This window comes from Bradyrhizobium genosp. L (genome assembly GCF_015624485.1).
GTDB lineage: Bacteria > Pseudomonadota > Alphaproteobacteria > Rhizobiales > Xanthobacteraceae > Bradyrhizobium.
The window spans coordinates 2,059,157-2,079,734 of sequence record NZ_CP061378.1 but is presented as its reverse complement, the minus strand read 5'-3'; the positions used below and the strand labels follow the sequence as shown (position 1 = coordinate 2,079,734).

General features: G+C 58.9%; 16 protein-coding genes. 9 read left to right on the top strand and 7 right to left on the bottom strand.

Annotated elements, in window-relative coordinates:
- Positions 1-38 precede the first annotated feature (38 nt).
- Positions 39-1,505, top strand: a complete 1,467-nt coding sequence (locus IC762_RS09720; protein WP_195788580.1) for an undecaprenyl-phosphate glucose phosphotransferase — start codon at positions 39-41, stop codon at positions 1,503-1,505.
- Positions 1,506-1,670: 165 nt separating this feature from the next.
- Here the strand turns inward: IC762_RS09720 and IC762_RS09715 are convergent, their stop codons facing one another.
- A complete protein-coding gene (locus IC762_RS09715; protein WP_195788579.1) occupies positions 1,671-2,033 on the bottom strand; it encodes an H-NS family nucleoid-associated regulatory protein in 363 nt (120 codons plus the stop codon).
- 239 nt (positions 2,034-2,272) lie between these two features.
- On the opposite strand from IC762_RS09715, the gene IC762_RS09710 reads away from it, so the two are divergent.
- Positions 2,273-2,791, top strand: a complete 519-nt coding sequence (locus IC762_RS09710; protein WP_195788578.1) for a hypothetical protein — start codon at positions 2,273-2,275, stop codon at positions 2,789-2,791.
- A gap of 63 nt (positions 2,792-2,854) precedes the next feature.
- Here the strand turns inward: IC762_RS09710 and IC762_RS09705 are convergent, their stop codons facing one another.
- Positions 2,855-3,091: a hypothetical protein gene (locus tag IC762_RS09705; protein WP_195790447.1), complete on the bottom strand. Its 237-nt coding sequence runs from the start codon at positions 3,089-3,091 to the stop codon at positions 2,855-2,857.
- A gap of 125 nt (positions 3,092-3,216) precedes the next feature.
- Here IC762_RS09705 and IC762_RS09700 point away from each other — a divergent pair, with 125 nt between their 5' ends.
- Together IC762_RS09700 and IC762_RS09695 are read left to right on the top strand one after the other, a co-directional pair.
- Complete coding sequence (locus IC762_RS09700) at positions 3,217-4,398, top strand: PqqD family peptide modification chaperone (RefSeq protein ID WP_195788577.1); 1,182 nt, start codon at positions 3,217-3,219, stop codon at positions 4,396-4,398.
- Positions 4,399-4,633: 235 nt separating this feature from the next.
- On the top strand, positions 4,634-5,602 hold the full coding sequence (locus IC762_RS09695; RefSeq protein ID WP_246801501.1) for a nucleotidyltransferase family protein: 969 nt from the start codon (positions 4,634-4,636) through the stop codon (positions 5,600-5,602).
- 7 nt (positions 5,603-5,609) lie between these two features.
- On the opposite strand, the gene IC762_RS09690 is transcribed toward IC762_RS09695, so the two are convergent.
- The 4 genes from IC762_RS09690 to IC762_RS09675 all read right to left on the bottom strand — a co-directional run bounded on the left by IC762_RS09690 (position 5,610) and on the right by IC762_RS09675 (position 14,283).
- Positions 5,610-6,923: an HlyD family type I secretion periplasmic adaptor subunit gene (locus tag IC762_RS09690; RefSeq protein WP_195788575.1), complete on the bottom strand. Its 1,314-nt coding sequence runs from the start codon at positions 6,921-6,923 to the stop codon at positions 5,610-5,612.
- Positions 6,920-8,686, bottom strand: coding sequence for a type I secretion system permease/ATPase (locus tag IC762_RS09685; protein WP_195790073.1), 1,767 nt, complete (start codon positions 8,684-8,686; stop codon positions 6,920-6,922). The genes IC762_RS09690 and IC762_RS09685 overlap by 4 nt, the downstream gene beginning before the upstream one ends.
- Positions 8,687-9,010: 324 nt before the next feature.
- The gene (locus IC762_RS09680) at positions 9,011-12,595 is read right to left on the bottom strand and encodes an Ig-like domain-containing protein (protein WP_195788574.1); all 3,585 of its coding nucleotides are present in this window, start codon (positions 12,593-12,595) and stop codon (positions 9,011-9,013) included.
- A 344-nt stretch (positions 12,596-12,939) separates the two neighbouring features.
- The gene (locus tag IC762_RS09675) at positions 12,940-14,283 is read right to left on the bottom strand and encodes a right-handed parallel beta-helix repeat-containing protein (RefSeq protein ID WP_195788573.1); all 1,344 of its coding nucleotides are present in this window, start codon (positions 14,281-14,283) and stop codon (positions 12,940-12,942) included.
- 138 nt (positions 14,284-14,421) lie between these two features.
- Between IC762_RS09675 and IC762_RS09670 the strand changes: the two genes are divergently transcribed.
- The 4 genes from IC762_RS09670 to IC762_RS09655 all read left to right on the top strand — a co-directional run bounded on the left by IC762_RS09670 (position 14,422) and on the right by IC762_RS09655 (position 18,646).
- Entirely contained in the window at positions 14,422-15,513 is a 1,092-nt protein-coding gene (locus IC762_RS09670; protein WP_195788572.1) for an acyltransferase family protein, read from the top strand.
- Positions 15,514-15,553: 40 nt separating this feature from the next.
- The gene (locus tag IC762_RS09665; RefSeq protein WP_195788571.1) at positions 15,554-16,900 is read left to right on the top strand and encodes an O-antigen ligase family protein; all 1,347 of its coding nucleotides are present in this window, start codon (positions 15,554-15,556) and stop codon (positions 16,898-16,900) included.
- Positions 16,901-17,254: 354 nt separating this feature from the next.
- Positions 17,255-17,542 (top strand): hypothetical protein, encoded by a 288-nt coding sequence (locus tag IC762_RS09660; protein ID WP_195788570.1) that lies wholly within the window; start codon positions 17,255-17,257, stop codon positions 17,540-17,542.
- A gap of 552 nt (positions 17,543-18,094) precedes the next feature.
- Positions 18,095-18,646, top strand: a complete 552-nt coding sequence (locus IC762_RS09655) for an acyltransferase (protein ID WP_195788569.1) — start codon at positions 18,095-18,097, stop codon at positions 18,644-18,646.
- Between the two features lie 80 nt (positions 18,647-18,726).
- Here the strand turns inward: IC762_RS09655 and IC762_RS09650 are convergent, their stop codons facing one another.
- A complete protein-coding gene (locus IC762_RS09650; RefSeq protein ID WP_195788568.1) occupies positions 18,727-19,098 on the bottom strand; it encodes an H-NS family nucleoid-associated regulatory protein in 372 nt (123 codons plus the stop codon).
- Between the two features lie 640 nt (positions 19,099-19,738).
- Here IC762_RS09650 and IC762_RS09645 point away from each other — a divergent pair.
- Complete coding sequence (locus IC762_RS09645) at positions 19,739-20,014, top strand: hypothetical protein (protein ID WP_195788567.1); 276 nt, start codon at positions 19,739-19,741, stop codon at positions 20,012-20,014.
- Positions 20,015-20,578 lie beyond the last annotated feature (564 nt).

The following is a 20,578-nucleotide window of genomic DNA, read 5'->3' as shown; positions in this document are numbered from 1 at the left end:
TTCAAATCATTTCATTTTGCGACCTGCTGGAGTTTTCGATGGCTTTTGGCAAGCGTCACGCCGCGGCAGCTCGTCACACAGCTGAATTGCTCGACCATTCCGGCCCCAGCCGAGGGCTGAGATGGCCACTGGGATACGGATCTACCGAGCCGCTGTCCGTTGCGGGTGATGCGGCGGTGATCCTGTTGGCGAGCATCCTCACCGGAGCGATCCATCACGTGCGCGAATACGGGACCGCGGGCGACATCGTCCAACATGCAGGATCGGGCATCCTGGTGGCAGCTCTCTTCGTTTCGTTGATGAAGAATTGCGGGATGTACGGCTCGAACGCGACGGCCGGGCTGTCAGGTCAGATCCGAACCATTTTGTTGATTTGGATTGCGATCTTTCTGCTGCTAGCGGGTGCGATGTTCGCTCTCAAGGCTGACGCAGACTTGTTACGCGACGCGAATATCTCGTTTGCGGTGATCGGCGTTGGAGCACTGGTCGCCCGTCGGATGAGCTGGACGAACGCTATTCGCAGCGGCTTGTCGTCGGGCCGCCTGCGCCGCAAGATTGTCCTGATCACCGATTGCCCGCCAGCGGCCGCAGACAACCTCACGCGCACCCTGGACGGCCTCGGATTTTCGGTGGGCTGGCATCTCGCGGTCACCTCGCAAGAAGGATCGCCGAGCAGAGAGGAAATCGTCGCCAGCACGATACGGCGCGTTCGCGGCTCCGACATCGAGGAAATCATCGTCGGAACCGATATGACGCGTCTGTCGAGCATCCGCGAGCTAGTTATGGGCCTCCGGGTGCTGCCCCTCCCCGTCAAGCTGATTCCGCTAGGGCCAACGGCGGCGATCTTTAGCCAACCCGTCGAGCAGATCGGAAACTCCGTCACCATCGAGCTTCAGCGTGGACCGCTGACACCGTTCGAGTGCGGCACCAAGCGAGCCCTCGACGTTGCGATCGCGCTGGTATCCCTGATCGTGCTTTCGATCCCGCTTGCGGTGGTCGCACTTGCGATCAAACTCGACTCGCCCGGCCCGATCTTCTTTCGACAAGCACGCTGCGGATTCAACGGCAGACGCTTCGATATCTACAAATTCCGGACAATGTCCGTTCAGGAAAACGGCACGACGATTGCGCAGGCGACACGTCGGGATCCCAGGGTCACGCGCCTTGGCCGCATTCTCCGCATGACCAGCATCGACGAGTTGCCTCAGCTCCTCAACGTGCTGAATGGCAGCATGTCGATCGTCGGACCCCGGCCCCATGCAATTGCTCACGACCAGCAGTTCGACCAGGCTGTCAGCAATTACGCGTCCCGGCATCGCATGAAACCCGGCCTGACCGGTTGGGCGCAAGTGCACGGATGCCGCGGGCCAACCCCGACTTCGTCAGACGTTCAGCGCAGGGTCGAATACGATCTCTGGTACATCGACAATTGGAGCCTTCGTCTCGACCTCACCATCTTGCTTCGAACGATTGTCGAGGTCCTGCGCTGTCGAAATGCGTACTGAGCGGTTCGTTGTTGAATTTGCCGACCTTGAACAAGGGGAGATGAGATTCCGTCGGTGGGGCTTGGTCGATCGGGAGACCAACCGCTGGAATTCAGGCAGGCCGCGATAGAGGAGGGAAACAGGCGTGGTTCAATACTTTCAGCGGCGACGGCAGTTCGCAGCAGCTCAGCCCTTGCGAAGCGATTTTCGACGTGCATCCCCGTCGATTCTGAACTCCTCGATCGTGTGGCCGGAAGTGATGGCAGTTGCCAGCCAACGTGGTCGCTTTCCGCGACCCGACCAGGTCTCGGAGGGAGACGATGGATTTTGATATTTGGGCAGAACGACGGGATATGCGCGACGGAGCTTATATCCATCCTCCGGCGGCATTTCTCCCGCGAGTCTGCTCGTATCCCTGTTGAGGTATGTCAGCCGCTTCTCCAATTCGTGCATTTCGGCGGCAATTCGCGCGGCAAGTATTCTGCTGGCCTCTTCGTGCAGGTGCCAGAGCGCATCGATCGACATTCTTTCCAATTCAAGCTTTTCCATCGCTCGCCCATAAATCCCAGTTAAATGATCACCCTCTCTAGTTGTATCACATTAAATGCATCCAGCTCAAGTCGAGCCAGAACAAATAATGATTTGAGAAAAACAATTGCAGGACGAGGTAGATAGGTGTGCTGCGCCACGATTATCCCACCGACGCATCCGGGTATATGGGCTTCCCAGAGGCGGCCGCCGGCCGGTTCGGCATCCGACCACGGGTATTGCGCCCTGGAGGTCACGAGGTGAGTACGGACGACGACCGCCCCCAGGACATCTTCAAGAGGCTTGGTGAACGCAAGCTTATCGAGGAGCCTGATCGGCCACGCCCCACATTGGTTGCGACAGACTTACCAACGGCGGTTCAGGCCAGCATGACCGAAGTCGCCGTCATCTGGCTGCTTCACCGATGGCGATCCGCCAGGGAAATTGCCGCAGATACACTGGATCAGCAGATCGCCACGTTCAGCGAGACCGCCATCGCGACCATCGCCGGCAATCACCCGGTGCTGGAGACGGCAGGAGGCGCGCATCTTTGGATGATCTATGCGAAAGGCCTGCTCGCAGCCGGCACGCATCCTCGCGAGCAGATTGTAGACGCCATCAGAGCCATCGGCGGAAGAAATGATGCATCCCCTCGCCGCGACCCCGATCCATCTCCGCTCCCGAGTGACGATCCGGACGTCGAGGTCCTGGATCATATCAGTCAGGCCTTGCAGACGGAGACGGGAGGCCACCAGGGGCTCGATCCGAACGCGAAATAGGGGCCGGCCTCGATCTGAAATCGAACAGACAGGCCCTGAACGTCGCGACGGTCTTCGCGCCTGTCAAAATAATCGATCGAGCAGCGATTCAAGCCACCCCACGATGCCATCGGGGGGCGGCTTTGGTCCGGGCTCCGACCCACCGGAGCGAGCGATCGCATCGGACGTCAGCGATGTCGACAGGAGCATTGTAATGGCGGGCGGTGTGACGACAGCAAACTTGCCGCATGCAGCGAGGAATTTCCGGCGATCTTCCACCGCAGCCTCGTCAGGCGTCTGGTTTTGTTGTGATTTTTCCATTATATCACCTATAGATTAACTGCATTTAAACACCTTAGTTAAAATAAATTAAATCGTCAAACGTTGAACGGGCAATCTCCGGTAAATAAAATGTGGACAGATCGGCCGAGCGCGACGATTGTTTAGTGGCAGATACTGTTTTGGCACGATTTCAGCATCGGCATCTTATGGAGACCACGGACTCCGCAAGCGCTCGCATCTGGGACCTGACCGGTTCGCTGCGTCCGGCAAAGGGAGTGTCATTCTCGTTGCTCGATGAGCGGCCGGTCCTTTTTAGCGAACACTTGCAGAAGATCTACGAGCTCAACCAAACCGCCGCGTACATTTGGTGCAGCATCCTGGACAACAAGTCGGTTGGAACGATCTGTCGCGAATTGACGGATTCCGGGCTGGACTACGCGACGGCTCGACGTCATCTGAATCAGGCCCTGCAAGCCTGGCTTGACCTCGAACTGCTGGACGTAGACTGGACGCTGAACGCTGCCCACGCGTTCTCTGTCGAGCTAGGCCGCGTGGCTTTCGATGTTCAGACGTCGAGTGCACGCATCGCCGGCATATTGGCTCCGCTATTCGAACGCATGGGGCCGTTGCTCGATGTTGCCCATCGCTTCCAGGTCATCGAGATCGACGGCGACGTTCACATCTTCAGAAATGGAGCTTGTGTCGATCATTGCGTGCCTGCGGAGCTTGCTCCAGTGTTCAAGGCACGCGTCACCGAGTTGGTGATGCGGGCAAATCCAAACGACATCGCGCTTCACGCAGGCTGTCTCGCCTTGAATGGAAAGTATCTCGTCGTGAGCGGTATGCCTGGCTCCGGCAAGTCCACGCTGGCGGTCCATCTGATGAAAGCCGGCTTCCAGTACGCCGGCGACGACATCGTTCTGATCGCACCCGACGGCCGGGCAACGGGGGTCGCTTTCCCACCGTCGATCAAGACGGGGGCGTGGCCAATCATTGAGCGACTTTTCCCTGATTTCGCCAAGTCGCAAATCAGCCGGCGTCCGGATGGCCAGGATGTACGGTATCTACCAATTCCCGATTGCAAGGACAGCCCCGACCTGCCCTTGGGATGGATTGTCTTCATCAATCGATCGCCCGATACGCCCACTCAATTGAATCCGCTCGGCCAGCTCGAGACGATGCGGAGACTGATTGACAGCTCGTGCTCGTCAGATGGCCGGATGACCAGCCAGACCTTCGCGTCGCTAAGCCGATCAACGGCCCTCGCTCAATCATTCGAGTTGCAATATTCAGATGCAGCCGACGCCAGCAACGTCCTGCGTCAGCTATGTGACGCCCGAAACTGATGAGCAGACATCTCCCATGAGGCTGGAATCGAGCATAGGTTCGCGAAGTCCGCCGCCGGCGGGGCGCAGAGACGACACGCCTCGAACCCGACTGAACCGTTTGCTCAGGCGAGCCACTGGCCGGAGCCAATCATTCCTTCAATTGTGCCAATGCCTCCAAGGCTCCCTGCCCGAGCAGATCAACTGGCTGCCGTTCGTCGGCCTCGCCAACCAAACGCTTACGACCCCGGCGCTGATGGACTTTGCAAATCGGTTCAGCGACCGCATTCCAGAGGACGTGAGCATTCTGATCCGGGAGACGTTCAACCGCAATCTGTTGCGCAATGAACGGCTTTCTAGCCAATTGATCGACGCGATCGTGGCGTTGAACAAGCGAGGCATAACACCGCGGTTGCTCAAGGGAACTGCGATGCTCGCGACGATCCCGGCGTTTCGCGGCAGCCGGATTCTGACCGATTTGGATATCATGGTGTCTCCGTCCGAAGTGAGCGCTGCGTTGGAAGCGCTTCTTGCGTCAGATTATATCGTCCACAATCAGACGCCCGCGGATGCCGAAAAATGGCATGTGGATCTGGGACGAGCGGACGATGCTGGCATGATCGACCTGCATCGGACACTGCCGGGACCGGCCTTCTTTTACCGCACACCGGTGGATTCAAGCGAGATTTGGCGATTGATCAAAGTTGGGCCAGGCGAAGCGTATGTCCCGACGCCGACCTACCAAGCCTTCATCTTGACGATCCATGACCAGTTTCAGGACTCTGACTACTGGCTTGGCAATGTGGATTTGCGTCACCTGCTCGATCTCAGCATGCTTGTCGCAGCACCTGAGTCCATCGACTGGGACACGTTGGAGGCTCTCGCTCCTCATGACCTGACGAAAAATGCCATCGAGACCCAGTTTCTTACGCTGACCACTCTGCTGAAGGTAAAAATCCCGCCTCCTGCGTCCGCGCGCGTGATCCCCAAACTGCAGCTTCGCCGGCGACTGCTGCAGGCTCGCTTCCCCGGGCTTCGCTACGTCCTCTTGCCCTCTGCTTTGCTCGATTGCCGGAATTTCCGGGCGTATCGACGCGCGTCAGCAGCGTCGATACGGAAAGACCCAGCCGCGTCAATCAGCCGAGATCTACCGATGTTTCCCGGATGGGAAAGGTTGCGCGCCGTTCTGGCCCTGTCGAGACACCCTCGGGTGGGGAAGATTTGAACGTCTATCAAGGCTCCTTGAGCGCCCGCGCAGCCTGATCGCGGAGCGGCTTGATCAGGTACGAAAGGGCCGTCCGGCCGCCCGTTTGAATGAACGCGTCGGCGGGCATTCCAGGAATCAGCTTGGCGCCGCCGAGCTTTTCAAGCTCTTCGGGCCTGAGAGCGATGCGAGCCATGTAGAAACTCGTGCCCGTACGTTGATCCTGCGTGAGATCCGGGGAAACGACACTCACCCCACCCGTAATTTCCGGCGTCGTGCGCTGGTTGAACGCTGACAGCCTCAGGATGGCAGGCTGGCCGACATGTACATGATCGATGTCCTGCGGTGCAATCTTGACTTCCACCGCCAGCACGTCGGCGTCGGGCACAATCAACATGATTTGCTCGCCCGGAGCGATCACCCCGCCAACCGTATGTACCGAGAGCTGGTGCACGATTCCATTCTGGGGCGCCCGGATCTCGGTGCGATTGAGCTGATCAACCGCGGCGACCTTTCGATCGGACAGCTCTGAAATCTTCGAGCGCGTCTCCACGAGATCCTTGCCCACTTCGGTACGGAGATCCTGTTCGATCTGGATGATCTGAAGCTGGATTTCGGCGATCTTGCCTCTTGCCTGCGCGATCATCCCGGTGAGCTGGCTGCGCTCGCCTTCGATCCGCGCCGCATCGCGTTCGAGCGCCGTCAATCGACTGATGGGCACCAGGTTCTTTTCCCAAAGGCTGCGTACGCCTCCGAGCTCCTTTTGCACAAAATCAACTTCTTTGGCTTTGGCCTCGAGCTGTCCCTGATAACCCTTGATTTCTTCCTGGAGTTGGACGCTGCGCTCCTTCAACTGCGATTTCTGTCCGTCTCTGGATTGGCGCCGCAAATCGAAAAGGCTGCGTTCTGCCGCGACGGCACGCCCGGCGTCCGAGCTTGGATCGCGCGCCCGGTCGAGCAGATTGGATGGAAAGGAGATCTCGGTCAGGTTGTCGCGCTCTGTCTCGAGACGTGCTTGGCGCGCAAGCAGCTCATCGACGTTCTTCGTGACGATGCTTGCTGCCGCGCGGGTTTGAGTTTCATCCAGGCGAACCAGAATATCTCCGGCTCGGACTCGATCGCCGTCGCGGACGCGCAGTTCGCCGACGACGCCGCCTGTCAGGTGCTGAACCTTCTTGACGCTGGAATCGACAACAATCACGCCGGGCGCGATCACCGCGCTGGACAGTTCGGCGGTGGTGGCCCAGCCGCCGATCCCGAAGACAACGAGCGCAACCAGCGCCATTCCGACGGCCAGATAGCGCCCAATCGCGCGGTCCGCCTGCTCCAGCTCGGCGTTCATCGGGACCTTCCTCCATCGGCGGCAACCCGCAGCGGAACCGGCGACGATTTGCGCAGCACGGCGTTCAATACTTCATCCTTGTCGCCAAACGCCTTTATTGCTCCGTCGGCAATCACGAGAACGTGGTCCACGCCGTCGAGCGATTTTGGCCGGTGCGTGACGACGACGATGATCGCGCCGCGCTGCCGTGCGTTGAGCACAGCCTGGGCCAGAGCGGCTTCACCATCGGCATCCAAATTCGAACTCGGCTCATCGAGCACGATAAGAAATGGATCGCCGTAGAATGCGCGAGCGAGCGCTATGCGTTGCCGCTGGCCGGCCGATAGAGCCAGCCCACCTTCGCCAATCCTGGTCCCGTATCCCTCGGGGAACGACAGGATCAGCTCATGCACGCCGGCCGCACGAGCGGCGGCCAGGACCGAACCGGCGGTCGCCTTCGGGTCGAAGCGGGCAATGTTCACCGCCACGCTGCCGTCGAATAGCTCCACGTCCTGCGGAAGGTAGCCGATGTGTCGGCCCAATTGCTCGGGAGACCATTGGTCGAGCGCAGCTCCATCCATGCGGATCTTGCCGTGCAGCTGAGGCCAGACCCCGACAAGCGCGCGTGCAAGCGACGACTTGCCTGATCCGCTCGGGCCTATGATTCCCAAGCCCTGCCCGCTCGCGAGCGTGAACGTTATGTCGCGCAGTACCGGCCTTTCGCCGCCTGGGGGCACCACATGCACCCGATCGACGGTCAGGGACCGCTCCGGCGGCGGGAGCGCCAGCGGCTCCTCCTCCTTGGGAAGGAGCCCGAGCAGTTGGTCAAGCCGCCGCCCGGCCTGCCGCGCGCTCACAAAGCCTTTCCAGTTGGCGATGGCAAGCTCCACCGGGGCAAGGGCACGTGCCGTCAGAATCGAACTTGCGATGATGATGCCCGCGGTCGCCTCCTGATGAATGACCAGATAGGCCCCGACCGCCAGAACTCCCGATTGCAGGATCATGCGGAACACCTTCGATGCTCCGCCGAGGCCGGTACCGACGTCGTTGGCTGCCTCGGTGGCAGCCAGGTAGTGCTTGTTGACGTGGTACCACCGTTCTGCGGCCCGACGCCTCATGCCCATCGCGTGCAGCACTTCCGCATTGCGCCGCGCCTCAGCCGCGAGCGCATGGCGCGCCTTTGCGAAGTTCGCCGAAGCCTTTGACGGTCCCCGCGTTCGTATCTCGGTCAACAGCGTGAAGAGTACCAGCACGCAAGCGCCGGCCAACGCCGTTACACCGATCCAGAAATGGAAGTAAAAGCAGATGCCCAGATAAAGCGGCATCCACGGCAGGTCGAACAGCGCGGCTGGACCGCCGCTGGTCAGGAAGCCGCGCACCGCGTCGCTGTCACGGAGCGGTTGGAGACCGTCGCCATCTCCCCGGGTCTTCAAGGGAAGCCGCACCACGGCGTCATATACCCGAAGGCCCAGCGTCTCCTCGAGATAGCGTCCGATACGGCCGCTGATCCGCGTCCGAACCAGATCGAGCGCGCCCTGGAAAGTGTAGAGGATCGTCGCCAGCAATAGCAGCGCGATCAGGGTCGGAATGCTGCGGCTCGGCAGGACGCGATCATAGACTTGCAGCATGAAGAACGACCCGGTCAACATCAGGATGTTGCTCAAGCCGCTGAAAAGCGCCACGCCCCAGAAGGCACGGCGGCACGAAGCGAGAAAGTCGCGGATCTCGGACTGAGTCTCTCCGAAACCTGCAAAAGCGGATCGAGACGCCGTTGGAAAGGCCATCGACCTGGCGCGATCGACTGCATGGTCCAAGCCGCGGCGGGCCCGGAAAAAAGCACCGCCTGACGTGATCGCATCGAACAACGCGCGCGGCGCCACTGTAAGGGAACGAGGAGGCCGACGATATCTGGCCCCGGAATCGACCTGTTGCCGAGAGTCCGTCGCAGCTCCGGTGTTCGGTACTCCCCGCTCGCGTTTCTGCGGCGGGAGCGAATCCCGCCGTTTGACTTCTGTCATTTTGGCCCCGCGATTAGAACGTAGCCACACTCAAGAGCTGAATTCTTCACCTCTTGAATGTGCTGGTATCGAACGTGTTACTCGATGATGCTAGACGAAATGGAAGTCAGTTTTGTCCAGCGCTCCCAACTTTATGTTCTTCAGCGTCAGCGAGTTGCCGGCGCCCGCGTCGATGACGACATCATTCCCGTGTTGGCTCGCGTGCGATAACACCTCGGCAAAACTGTCGAAGACACTTTTGCTGAATTCCACGACATCATGGCTACGGCCGGAAGCCCCGAAGTTCTTGATGACGTCTGCGCCGAAGTTCGAGGCAAATTGAAAGGTGTCGTGGCCTCCGTTGCCATTGAACACGTCATTGCCCGACGTCGCCTTCAGAACATCGTTGCCGTTGGTACCCAACGAGGCACGCCCGGAAAGCGGGCTGCTATTGCCCGCGCTGTCCGTAACGCTGGCCGTGAAATTGTGGGCCACGTCTGAAACCGGCGAAGAGGTTTTGAAGCTCCAGGTGCCGTCACTTCCGACCTTGGTGATTCCAATCGGCTTCGTGCTGCCGTTGTCGTAGATCGATATCGAGCTGTTCGGCTCGCCCACTCCCTTGAAGGTCACCGTGTCGTTCCAGTTTTGCGTAACCTGGGAGAACGCGGCCTTTGGGGCGAGCGTGTCGACCTTGAGTGCCATGGCTGATGACGCGGCACTGATGTTGCCAGCCGCGTCCATCGCCTTGGCCGTGAACGTGTGATTGCCGTCCAGCAGCGTGCTGGTCGCGTAGCTCCACACACCCTTATCGTTCGTTACGGCCGTGCCGATCTGCTTTGCACCGTCAAACAGACTGACCGTGCTGCTGGCCTCGGCGGTCCCGGTCAGGATGCCGTGGTTCGCATGCGTGGCGCCGCCGTTTGCCGCGTCGTGGTCAGCGGAGAACGCCGAGATTTTCGGGGCGATCGGCGCGGTCGTGTCGATTTTGACGGCGAGCACGGACGACGCGGCACTGGTGTGCCCAGCCGAATCGCTCGCCTTCGCGGTGAAGTCGTGGGAGCCGTCCTTCAGAGCCTGCGTCGTGATGCTCCACGCGCCACTACCATTGGCCTTCGCGGTCCCGACCTGGGTCGTACCGTCGAACAGCTTGACCGTCGCATAGGCCGCGGCGGTACCCGAGATCGCCAACGTGTTGTCGTTCGTGACACCGTCACCAACGACCCCACTGTCATTGGAGAACTTGACGATCTTGGGGGCGGACAGATCGGACGTTGACGGAGGCACGTTGACCACGAGCGCGGAAGATGCCGCGCTGGTATTGCCAGCGACGTCCATCGCCTTGGACGTAAATGAGTGATTGCCGCTAGCCAGAGTGCCGGTCGTGAAGGTCCACGCTCCGCTGCTGTTCGCGATCACGGTCCCGATCTGGGTCGTCCCGTCGAACACCTTCACCGTGCTGTCGGCCTCGGCATGTCCTGTCAGCGAAACGGTCTTCGTGCTCGCTGCCGCAGACGCGGCCGCGTTCGCCGACTCCGTCATGGTCGGAGCCGCCGGAGGCGTCGTGTCGATCTTGACCGCCAACGCGGCAGACGCCGTACTGGTGCTCCCGGATGCGTTGGTGGCTTTCGCCGTGAAGCTGTGGTTGCCGTCGGCGAGGACGCCGGTGGTGAACGTCCAGGTCCCGCTCGAACCCGTAGTTGCCGTCCCAATCTGGGTCGTGCCATCGAACACCTTGACGGTGGCGTTCGCCGCCGCCGTGCCCGAAATGGCCAACGTACTGTCGTTGGTGATGCCGTCATTTGCCACGCCGCTGTCGTTCGAGAACGAAACGATCTTTGGCGCGGTGGGCGCGTTATTTGTGGACGACACGTAGACCGGCCCGGACGCGGCGCTGGTGTTGCCGGCTGCGTCGGTGGCCTTGGCGGTGAGAGTATGGGTCCCCGTTGCCAGTCCAGGGGTGACCAAACTCCAGGCTCCGCTTCCGTTCGCTGTCGCAACTCCGATCTGGGTTGCGCCGTCGAACACCTTCACAGTGCTGTTGGCTTCGGCCGTACCCGTCAGAGTGGCCTCGGCATTCGCGTTGACGGTCGACCCGGCAATCGACGGCGCGCTCGGCGCCACGGTATCGATCTTGACGGCAAGGACCGTCGACGCCGCGCTGGTCTGTCCTGACGTATCGGTAACCTTAACGGTGAGGCTGTGTACGCCGTCGGCCAGAGCTGTCGTTGTATAGCTCCAGGTGCCGGTGCTGCTCGCGGTCGCAGTCCCGATCTGGGAAGCGCCGTCGAACACCTTCACCGTACTATTGGCTGCAGCCGATCCCGTGAGGGTCAGGGTATTGTCATTTGTGATTCCGTCGCCAACGACGCCGCTGTCGTTGGTGTAGGACGCGATCGTCGGGGTGCCCGGTCCGGTCGGAGTGGTTGGACCCGATCCGGTCACGCTGAGCAAGAAGGCCGCAGAGGCAGCGCTGCTGTTGGCGTAGGAATCCGTCGCTCGCGCGGTGAACGAGTGATCGCCGCTGGTGAGCTGAGGTGTCGAGAACGTCCAGCTGCCCGTCGTCCCCGCCTTGACGGAGCCCAGCAGAGATCCCTGATCATAGATATCGACCGTGGTCCCTGCAGCGGCGGTGCCGCTCAGCTTCACTTGCGTCGCGCTGAGCGCGCTCTCGCCCGTAATGGCCGGAGCGGCAGGCGCCTTCGTCGGGACGCCCGACGTGTTGTTGTTGTAAAGCCCGGACAGCAGCGGCTTTCCGGTCGTCAAATCCACGTTGTTGTACGTGACCGGATTGATGATCCCACTTGCATTCTGGAGCGTCGGCGAAACCACCGCATACATGACGCCCTTGGGATCGATGAAATTGTCGTGGATCGAGGGATTGACCAGAGTACCCGCACCACCCTGGTCCCACTGAAAGACATTCGCCGTCTCGGCGTTCGTGCTTGCCATGATGACGGTGTTGTAGGCAGCAACCGGGTTGTGGACGACGTTGCCCTGCTGGTCGCCGATCCGAACGAAGGAATTCATCCCGCCGTTCGACATGCTCGGCGGCTCGTACATCGTGTTGTACTGGATCGACAGGCTGGAGACGGCGCTGAAATATGTCTGGATCGCGTCGGTGTGGAAACTGCCGGCGCCCATCGAGTCGAACACGTTGTACTGCACCACGTAGTTGCCGTCGTGCGTGATATCGACGCCGTCGTCCGGAAAGTTCGTGAACCTGTTGTACTCGATGGTCGCACCGCCGTTACCGGTAAACACCATCGCATTGACGCTGCTGCCCCCCGACGCACCGCCGTCGAACGTGTTATTCAACACGTTGATGGTGCCGCCATAATAGGCCTGGATCGGCATCAAATTGTTCGCGCCGACCTTGAACGAACTGTTCTCGATCGTGACGTTGTTGGCGTTGTTGACGACGTTGACCTGCCAGCCGCCGCTGAGCCCGAAATCGTAACCGTTCAACGTGACGTTCGAGTTGCTCACGGTGACGATATGGTTCGATTTGTCGACCGACACTCCGGCCATCGAAATCGTTGCCGGGTCCTTCAGGGCCGTCCCGCTGGGCGTCCCCACGTAATAGTCGACCCCGGCGACTTTCCAGTCCGGACGAACCGCATACCCGTTCAGGATGCTTGAAAACTGCGCCACTCCGGCAGGAGCATTCGCAGAGCCGTCATTCAATAGCTGCGCCAATTCCGATCCCCTTATCTTATTTTCCACCGAATTGTGCGGCCAACCGGGCCACGCACATGTCACGCCATCCGGGGTAATCCCCCATTTAAATGGGACAATTTACCCACCCGCATCGGCAGTTTGCCCTGCCTACCCCCAACGCGCCGGACTTGGCCGGCCAGCGGCGTCTTTTTTGCGACCATTTATTGGCTCGGCCGGGGTCTTTCTTGGTTTGACGCGCCCTACTCAAGTCACCGTGTGGATCGCAGACAGAATAATGCGAACAAAAACATCGGCCTGCGGCGATTTATGTCCCGCCATTTTCAAGATTCAATGGATAAATATCATTTTTTGATTGATTCGGGCTATTTTATCGGAATGAAGCTTGGCGACGGCGAACTTGAATTCGCATATGCATCGGTAACCCTTGCACTGATTACGGATTCTTTCAGAGCCCAGGGCGCGGGCAGCGACCACTCGCCAGACGCACTCGCTCGCAGCGAGCCCATCAAATTGCGACCGTCATAGATGTCGACCCGGAGGTGCGGCACCGATCTGCCACTGACGGTGGCGCCAGATCCGACCTCTGCGCCGATGATGGCTGGCGGCATGGGCGGCCGCATTGGCACCGATGACAGGCTGTTATATGGACCCGACAGAATGAGCTTGGCCGTCCGCAGGTTGTAGTTGCCGTAACTTGTTGGATTAACAACCCCATCCAAATGATGGAGGGTCGGCGAAATCACCGCGTAGAGAACGCCCCTCGGGTCGATGAAATTGTCATGGATCTCGGGGTTGACCAGCGTGCCCGTGCCGCCCGAGTCCCACTGAAAGACATTCGCCGCGTTGGCGCTCGTGCTCGCCATGATGATGGTGTTGTAGGCCGCAACCGGGTGGTGCACGACATTGCCCCGCTGGTCGCCGATCCGCACGAAGGAATTTATCCCGCCGTTCGACATGCTCGGCGGCTCGTACATCGTGTTGTACTGGATCGACAGGCTCGAGATGGCGCTGAAATAGGTCTGGATCGCGTCAGTGTGAAAATTGCCGGCGCCCATCGCGTCGAACACGTTGTAGCGGATGACATAATCGCCATCGTGTGTGATATCGATGCCGTCGTCCGGAAAATTGGCGAACCTGTTGTATTCGATGGTCGCACCACCCGCGCCTGCAAACACCATCGCCTTGACGCTGCTGCCCTCTGATGCTCCGCCGTCAAAGGTGCAATTCAACACGTTGATGGTGCCGCCATAATGAGCCTCGACCGGCATCAGGTTATTTGCGCCCACCTTAAACTGGCTATTCGTGATCGTGACATCGTTGGCGTCGTTGACGACGTCGACTTTCCAGCCCCCATTGAGCCCGAAATCGTATCCGCTCAGCGTGATGCCCGAACGACTTACGGTGACGGTGTGGCCCGATCTGTCCACCGACACCCCAGCCATCGAGATCGACGCCGGATCTTTCAGGGCCGTCCCGCCCGGCGTCCCCACATAATAATCAACCCCGGCGACCTTCCAGTCCGGACGAACCGCATACCGGTCCAGGATGCCTGAAAACTGCGCCACGCCGGCTTGAGCACCGGCTGAACCATCGCCGGCCGTCGCGGGCCAACTGGGCAGCGCCGCGAGCGCCAGCGTTAAACCGACACACGTAGCCGCCTTCGCGGCGAGGCAAACCCCACGGAACTCCGAAATCAGATCGGGCATTTTTAGACCTCGATTTAAATAAAATATTTAATTGTCACCGTATAATAACTCGGATATAAAAGATATTATTTATAGTCATGTTCGACGGTCGCAGGCTGCGGCTGTCGATTTTTGAGTTTACTGACATTGGGGACACGATTGTCCTATTCACATAGCGCGGTGCACCACAACAACTTCGGTATCCTGCGCCTGGTGCTTGCGTCGCTGGTTATCATCTCGCATTCGTTCGAGCTGATCGACGGAAATCGCATACGTGAGCCGTTGACCCGCATCTTCGGCACGCTCTCTGTGGCGGAGCTCGCGGTAGCCGGCTTCTTCATCGTGAGCGGCTACCTGGTAACCCAGAGCTACGTGGGATCCAGATCGAACCTTTCCTACATCTCGAAGCGGCTATTGCGGATCTATCCGGCGTTTATCGCAGCGTCCCTGTTTTGCATCTTGTTGGTGGGTCCGCTCGCGGGAGCAAATCTCGCCGGACTATCGATCACAGATTGGGTCCGCATCCTCATCCGGATGGTGACCCTTCAAATCCCCAAGCTTTCAAATATCTTCGAAGGGCAGCCCTATCCGTCGCTTAACGGATCGATGTGGACGATTGCCTACGAATTCCGTTGCTATCTCGTCGTGATGCTCCTCGGAACGATCGGGCTCATCCGCCGCATCACAATCCCTTCGCTCGCTATGCTGTCGTGGATCGGCTCCGTCCTCACAACGCCTGACTGGCCGAGGCCTGGATTCGAAGCCGCATTCGGCAACCTCCACGAGACGCTCAGGCTCACCGTCTTCTTCATGACGGGAGCCTCGTTCTTCCTGTACCGGGATCGCATCGTCTACCGGGCAGACTACGCGGTGTTCGCGGCCGTCGCCCTCGCCTTCAGCCTTTTCACCGATCTGACCGCCGGCGCGGGCGTGGCGATTTTTGGATCATATCTGATCTTCTGGTTTGCCTTCTTGCCGAGCACCCCACGACTGAACGCAGTGAACTCAACAACCGACATCTCGTATGGAGTGTATCTCTACGCGTGGCCCGTTCAGATGCTCGCGATCCGATATTTTCCGGCAATTACTCCCCCTGCGTTGATCGTCGTCGCCGCGGCAAGCGCGTGCGCTTTGGCCTTCCTTAGCTGGATGTTTGTGGAGCACCCAGCTCTGTCTCTGAAGAGCGGCCACGTGCCGAGCGCCCGACGGCCTGCCCTCGCGCGCCGGCGTACAGTTAATTCCGGCGATTAGTTGGCATGTTCATAATTCTCGATGCGAGACGGATCGGATAATGACGTCAGATCAACTATCCTTGCGCAGCGCTGCTCTGTCGCTTGATCACTCGGAAATCGCCGCGCTCCCGTACGCCGGCGGAACCAACCGCAATGCGCTGCTCTATCTCATCGTGGGCGCGCTTTTTATTCCCTACTCAACGGCGTTCTACCTCGGAACTCTCAAGCTTACGCCCATAAAATTTCTGATTGTCTGCCTGATTTTCCCGGCAACCGCCAAGCTGATCGGTGCAGCAAGCAGAGGGCAACGCCGCCTGTTGCTCTCGGACGCCTGCGTATTGGGCGTCTTCATATTGATGTTCGCAGGACCGGTCGCGATATCGGGGACGCGAGACTTCGTGTCGGCCCTCTCTCAGGCGTTTGAGTTCTTCGGCATGTATGTCATCACCCGGGCACTTGTGTTCGACGACGGCTCGCTGCGAAGCTTGGCAAAGGGCCTGCAGATCATGACCATCGTGGTCGTGGCCCTGGGTCTTCTCGATATCGTCTTTCAGCGCTACGTCGCGCAGGAAGCCGTTTGGAGCGTCTTCACCACATCCGGGCGCGAGTTCGATACCAGCGATCCGCAGCTTCATCGAATCGTGATGGGATTCAGCAGCCTGAGAGCCGTGTCAACATTCGACCATCCCATCCTGTTCGGAACCTTTTGCGCGACGGTTCTTCCCTTGCATCTGTACGCGCCGGAAAGCCGGGGACGTCGCGTGTTGCTGGTCCTGACGTGCATCCTTGGCAGCCTGATAGCATTGTCGTCAGCACCTTTGCTCGCGCTAACCATGGCAACGTCGCTCTGCGCATACGATATGCTCATGCGGAAATATGCCTGGCGCTGGAAGTTTATCTTGTCGGCGATGTTCGCCTGCGTCGCGGCCTTTAGCCTCGCGTCCGACAATCCGCTCGGCTTTCTATTTCGCAATCTAACTCTCGATCCGCAAACCGCCTATTTCCGGCTTCTGATCTGGGAGGCGGGCCTCGACGTCATCGGGAAGAATCTGCTTCTCGGGATCGGATTCAATCCCAGCGGTAGCCGTATCCTCGATTTTTCGACAGACAGTCTCTGGCTCGCGAAGTCGATCATTTTCGGCATTCCGATGACGACTCTGCTCTACCTGTCGGCGATCGGTGCGATGACGCCGATCAGGCATCAGGCCATCATTCGTGAGGGGCAACCATTTCTCGATCGCATGTGCACATCATTTTCGATCATTCTTGGCGCGATCATGTTCATTTCGATCACGGTCACGTTCTGGAATACCGTATGGCTGTTCTTCGCCTTATGCATCGGCGTAAGGGCATCTCTCAAGGAGAGGTGCCTGTTAGGACGCCGTGAACTTTACGAGATTGCCTGAGGTCGCTTTACGACCGACGCTGACGAGCATGCCTCATCACGAACGACGGCGGCGCTCCTGACATGCCGCCCTGCTGCAAGCGCCATTGCGCTACCAAATCAGCATCGCAAGCGCGGTCAACAGCCCGCCGCCCGGACCTCATCACTCACCGACCAGACACCACGCTGAAACGAGGCTGAACGCGCCATCGTCGCGTCGGCATGGCTCCCGGCGCGCCGCGAGCATGCGCTGGTGGGGCCGGGCTTTCGCTCGCCCAAGCCCGCTTGCCCGACGCGAATTAAATTAGTTATTTAAATCTGATTTAAAGTCCGGTATTAAATATTGTATTATTTAATCGAGACGGAGATTGCATTAATGATTGAAACCCCTCCGCAAGCCTATCTTCATCCCTATGACGGCCCGGTCATCGAGACGGTCATGACGGCGGCGGACGTCCAGAAGTACTGCAGAAACAAGGATGCACTCGCCTGCACGCTGTTTTATCCCGCCCATGCCGGCGACAAATGCTTCATCTACTTGCCCGTCGTCGGAAAGGGCGGAGTCGCCCCGAGAACTCAACAGCTGTTGCGGGAGCATGAGGAGGCCCATTGCAATGGGTGGCCGAGAAACCACCCCAAGGGCGCCGAAGGAACTCCACGCTGACGTCATTCCGCGGTGTGGACTTGACGGAGCCTGGGATACCAAGTTCCATTTAACCCATTTATCTTTATGGGCATTTCGACGCAGCCGAATCGAATTTACTGGCGACTTTGCCGTCCGCGAGGTACGTTAGATTATCACCGTCAGCCCATTGCAGCGACGACGGCGGCAAGTGTGTTGTTTAACGGATTTTGCGAGGGCAGGTTAATGACCAACTCCGTGGGTTCGAGGTCGACAATTAAAGTATCGGATATTCAAGGGACGACCGTTTTTGACCGGCGCCTGGAATTCCTGGATGATTTCATCGCGCAGCTAAGGAGCGTAAGCCAGTTGCGCGCGGAGCTCCGGGCCGCCACTCTTCTTGTAGAGCAATCACGGCGAGGACAATGCCGGGGAAGACTGCAGCCCTGCAATGCCGCGATGCCGGGCGACAGGCGGTCGAGGGCCAGCCGGAAAGCTTATCACTGAGCCGAGCCGCGAGGATCTGATTTGTTGCGAGTTTGCCGGCAGAGACCGGCTGCGCATCGCTATGACCGGCGCACGAGGCCCCTGCCCATGGCACCAATGCGCGATGCCGAAACGCTCGAATTTGACCGATCGGCGCGCTGGTTGGGCATTATTCGCCATTTCCTAAAAATACTGGCAAAGCGAAAGAAGCAGCAATTTAACCGCAGAGTTTCCCTGGCCGACCTTCTTACGGAACGGTCCGAAAACGCAGCCGAATGCGGCTTCGGCGAGGGAACGACAATGTATGACAGCGTCCTCGTTTTGGGCAACGTCCGGGTGGGACGCAACACGTGGATTGGCCCCGGCTGCATCCTGGACGGCTCAGGACAAGGTCTCGATATCGGGGATTGGTGCTCGATCTCGGCCGGCACCCAGATCTACACGCACAACACTGTCAGGCGCTCGGTCTCGCTGGGCGTCGAGCCGATTGACTACGCGCCGACAAAGATCGGACACGGCGTATACATCGGACCGAACGCGATCGTGCAGATGGGGGTCACCATCGGTGACGGAGCCATTATTGGCGCAAACTCTCTGGTAAACCGGGATATCCCTGCGCGATCCAAAGCCTACGGATCGCCCGCCCGGATCCAAAAATGACCCGGAGACGCGAGATTTAGCTGCTTGCAGCCTGAAATCGGCCCGACGCGCCAACCAGGAATTGCCGTTAGATCGCTGTTTTAGCGCCGGCCCTTCGCACGGCCCGTCTCGCCGATGCGAAACTCTTCGATCTTATGCCCAGACTTCATTGCAGCAGCCAGCCAGCGCGGCAACTTCCCGCGCCCCGACCAAGTCTCCGAAGGCACGTCTGGATTGCGGTACTTCGGAAGCACTCTCGGATATTTGCGCCTCGCCTTCCCGCTACCGCTCGTTGCCTGCCAGTCATCGCCTCCCTCGACGGCATCCCTGCCCCGATTGAGGATCACAAGGCGCTTTTCGAGTTCGATCTTCTCTGCGTTGATCCTCGCCGACAGGACTCTCGTGACCTGCTCATGCAGAGACCACAGCTCATCTACTGCCATGCTTTCCAGGTCGAGTTTCTTTAGAGACATCGTTCGCCTTCGGCATTCCCGTTGCTTCGCTATCTCAACACATACTATTCCGGCAGTCGGCGCACAAGTGACCCGGCGTCATCGCACAGACATTTAAACACCATATATTCGGATATTTTGTTGCTTATTATGACGGCGCTCATTTGGCTCAACGTTGACGCCTGACATTCCCGCGCATTCTTTTCGGCCTCAAATATGCGATAGTGAGGCGTCAGATCAATCATGACCACATCCAACTGTCATGAGACGCCCCCGTTTCGCTGCCGTTTGCGGCGCGACGCATTCCGACGCCCCCTCACGCCTGGAGAGCGGCGCCGCCCTGACTCTCCCGTGGTCGCCATCGCTGATGAGACCTCCCGTTGGGACAGCCAAGAATTGAATCGGCGATGGATCGCCTCTATTTCATTTAGGATATTCTTGCGGGCCCTGATCTGCGTTTCCAATGCACGGGGGTTCGACGCAACCCGCGAAAAGGGGGTCAGGTTGGTGACTTCAGCTCGAATTCTATCGAGCGAATCATCAATGCACACCATAATATGGCCCTCACACAAACGCCAAAATAACAAACTTAACATTTAATTCGTAATTTAAACATTATGTCGGTTTTAATTATTATTCAATGCCATATATTTGCAGGACAATGAATATCGTCAATTTCGCGAATGCAGCGCCCAACTCGACCGCGACCGCGACTTCCAAGGCCGGCAACGCGGCGGTGCTCGAGCTTCAGCAAAAAGGGCACTTGCGGATTGTGGCACCTTCGACCGGTGGCCGTCGGATGACGCGCGGCGAAGGACAGTATGTTGTCCGTAGTTCCACGTACTTTCATGGCACCTACGCCGTAGAAGGCCGGATATCTTCAGCGGAATTACTTGCACTAAATTATATGGCTGCTCGTCCGTGCATTATTGACTGATTGTAGAACCAGATATCTTTGTTGCCGCGGGAATTTTCTCCAACAGCAGGGTTTATCCTTTTGAACCAAAACAACTGAGGTTGATTCAGAACTCGAGGGCAAGGATGCCGCATTCCGGAAAGTCGAAGGCTCGGAAACAAGCAGAAAGGATTAAGCTCGAAACCAGGATTGCAAACCTCGACGTGGCGTTGGACGCGATAGGTCGGCTTCAAGTCGCTTCCCTTGACGAGAGAGCTTCATCGCATGGACCGGCGCCTGAACAGCAACAGTCGATCGCACGCGAGAATATTCGGAACCTCCTGGACAGGCTGCAAGACCGCGATCTCCCTTTCGAGAGAAGAACGGCTCTCAATCAACTCCTGATCGAAGAACAGGGCAAGCTGGACCGAAGCTCCGAGCAGGTAGCCTTCGCAGAGGACGTGTTGGCGAGATATCGACGTCGCGTTGAAGAGCTCCGCGCCTGGCGAAATGGCTTTCAAGAAGGGTCAAGCGAACGAGCACGGGCCAATCAGGTACTCGTTGAAGCGCACAACACTCTCGATCTGGTAGCACGGTTCTGCAACG

Coding starts and splice junctions, on each gene's coding strand:
- IC762_RS09720 (WP_195788580.1), top strand. CDS start 39: ATGGCTTTTGGCAAGCGTCACGCCGCGGCAGCTCGTCACACAGCTGAA.
- IC762_RS09715 (WP_195788579.1), bottom strand. CDS start 2,033: ATGGAAAAGCTTGAATTGGAAAGAATGTCGATCGATGCGCTCTGGCAC.
- IC762_RS09705 (WP_195790447.1), bottom strand. CDS start 3,091: ATGGAAAAATCACAACAAAACCAGACGCCTGACGAGGCTGCGGTGGAA.
- IC762_RS09695 (WP_246801501.1), top strand. CDS start 4,634: ATGGACTTTGCAAATCGGTTCAGCGACCGCATTCCAGAGGACGTGAGC.
- IC762_RS09690 (WP_195788575.1), bottom strand. CDS start 6,923: ATGAACGCCGAGCTGGAGCAGGCGGACCGCGCGATTGGGCGCTATCTG.
- IC762_RS09685 (WP_195790073.1), bottom strand. CDS start 8,686: ATGGCCTTTCCAACGGCGTCTCGATCCGCTTTTGCAGGTTTCGGAGAG.
- IC762_RS09675 (WP_195788573.1), bottom strand. CDS start 14,283: ATGCCCGATCTGATTTCGGAGTTCCGTGGGGTTTGCCTCGCCGCGAAG.
- IC762_RS09665 (WP_195788571.1), top strand. CDS start 15,554: ATGACGTCAGATCAACTATCCTTGCGCAGCGCTGCTCTGTCGCTTGAT.
- IC762_RS09660 (WP_195788570.1), top strand. CDS start 17,255: ATGATTGAAACCCCTCCGCAAGCCTATCTTCATCCCTATGACGGCCCG.
- IC762_RS09655 (WP_195788569.1), top strand. CDS start 18,095: ATGGCACCAATGCGCGATGCCGAAACGCTCGAATTTGACCGATCGGCG.
- IC762_RS09650 (WP_195788568.1), bottom strand. CDS start 19,098: ATGTCTCTAAAGAAACTCGACCTGGAAAGCATGGCAGTAGATGAGCTG.
- IC762_RS09645 (WP_195788567.1), top strand. CDS start 19,739: ATGAATATCGTCAATTTCGCGAATGCAGCGCCCAACTCGACCGCGACC.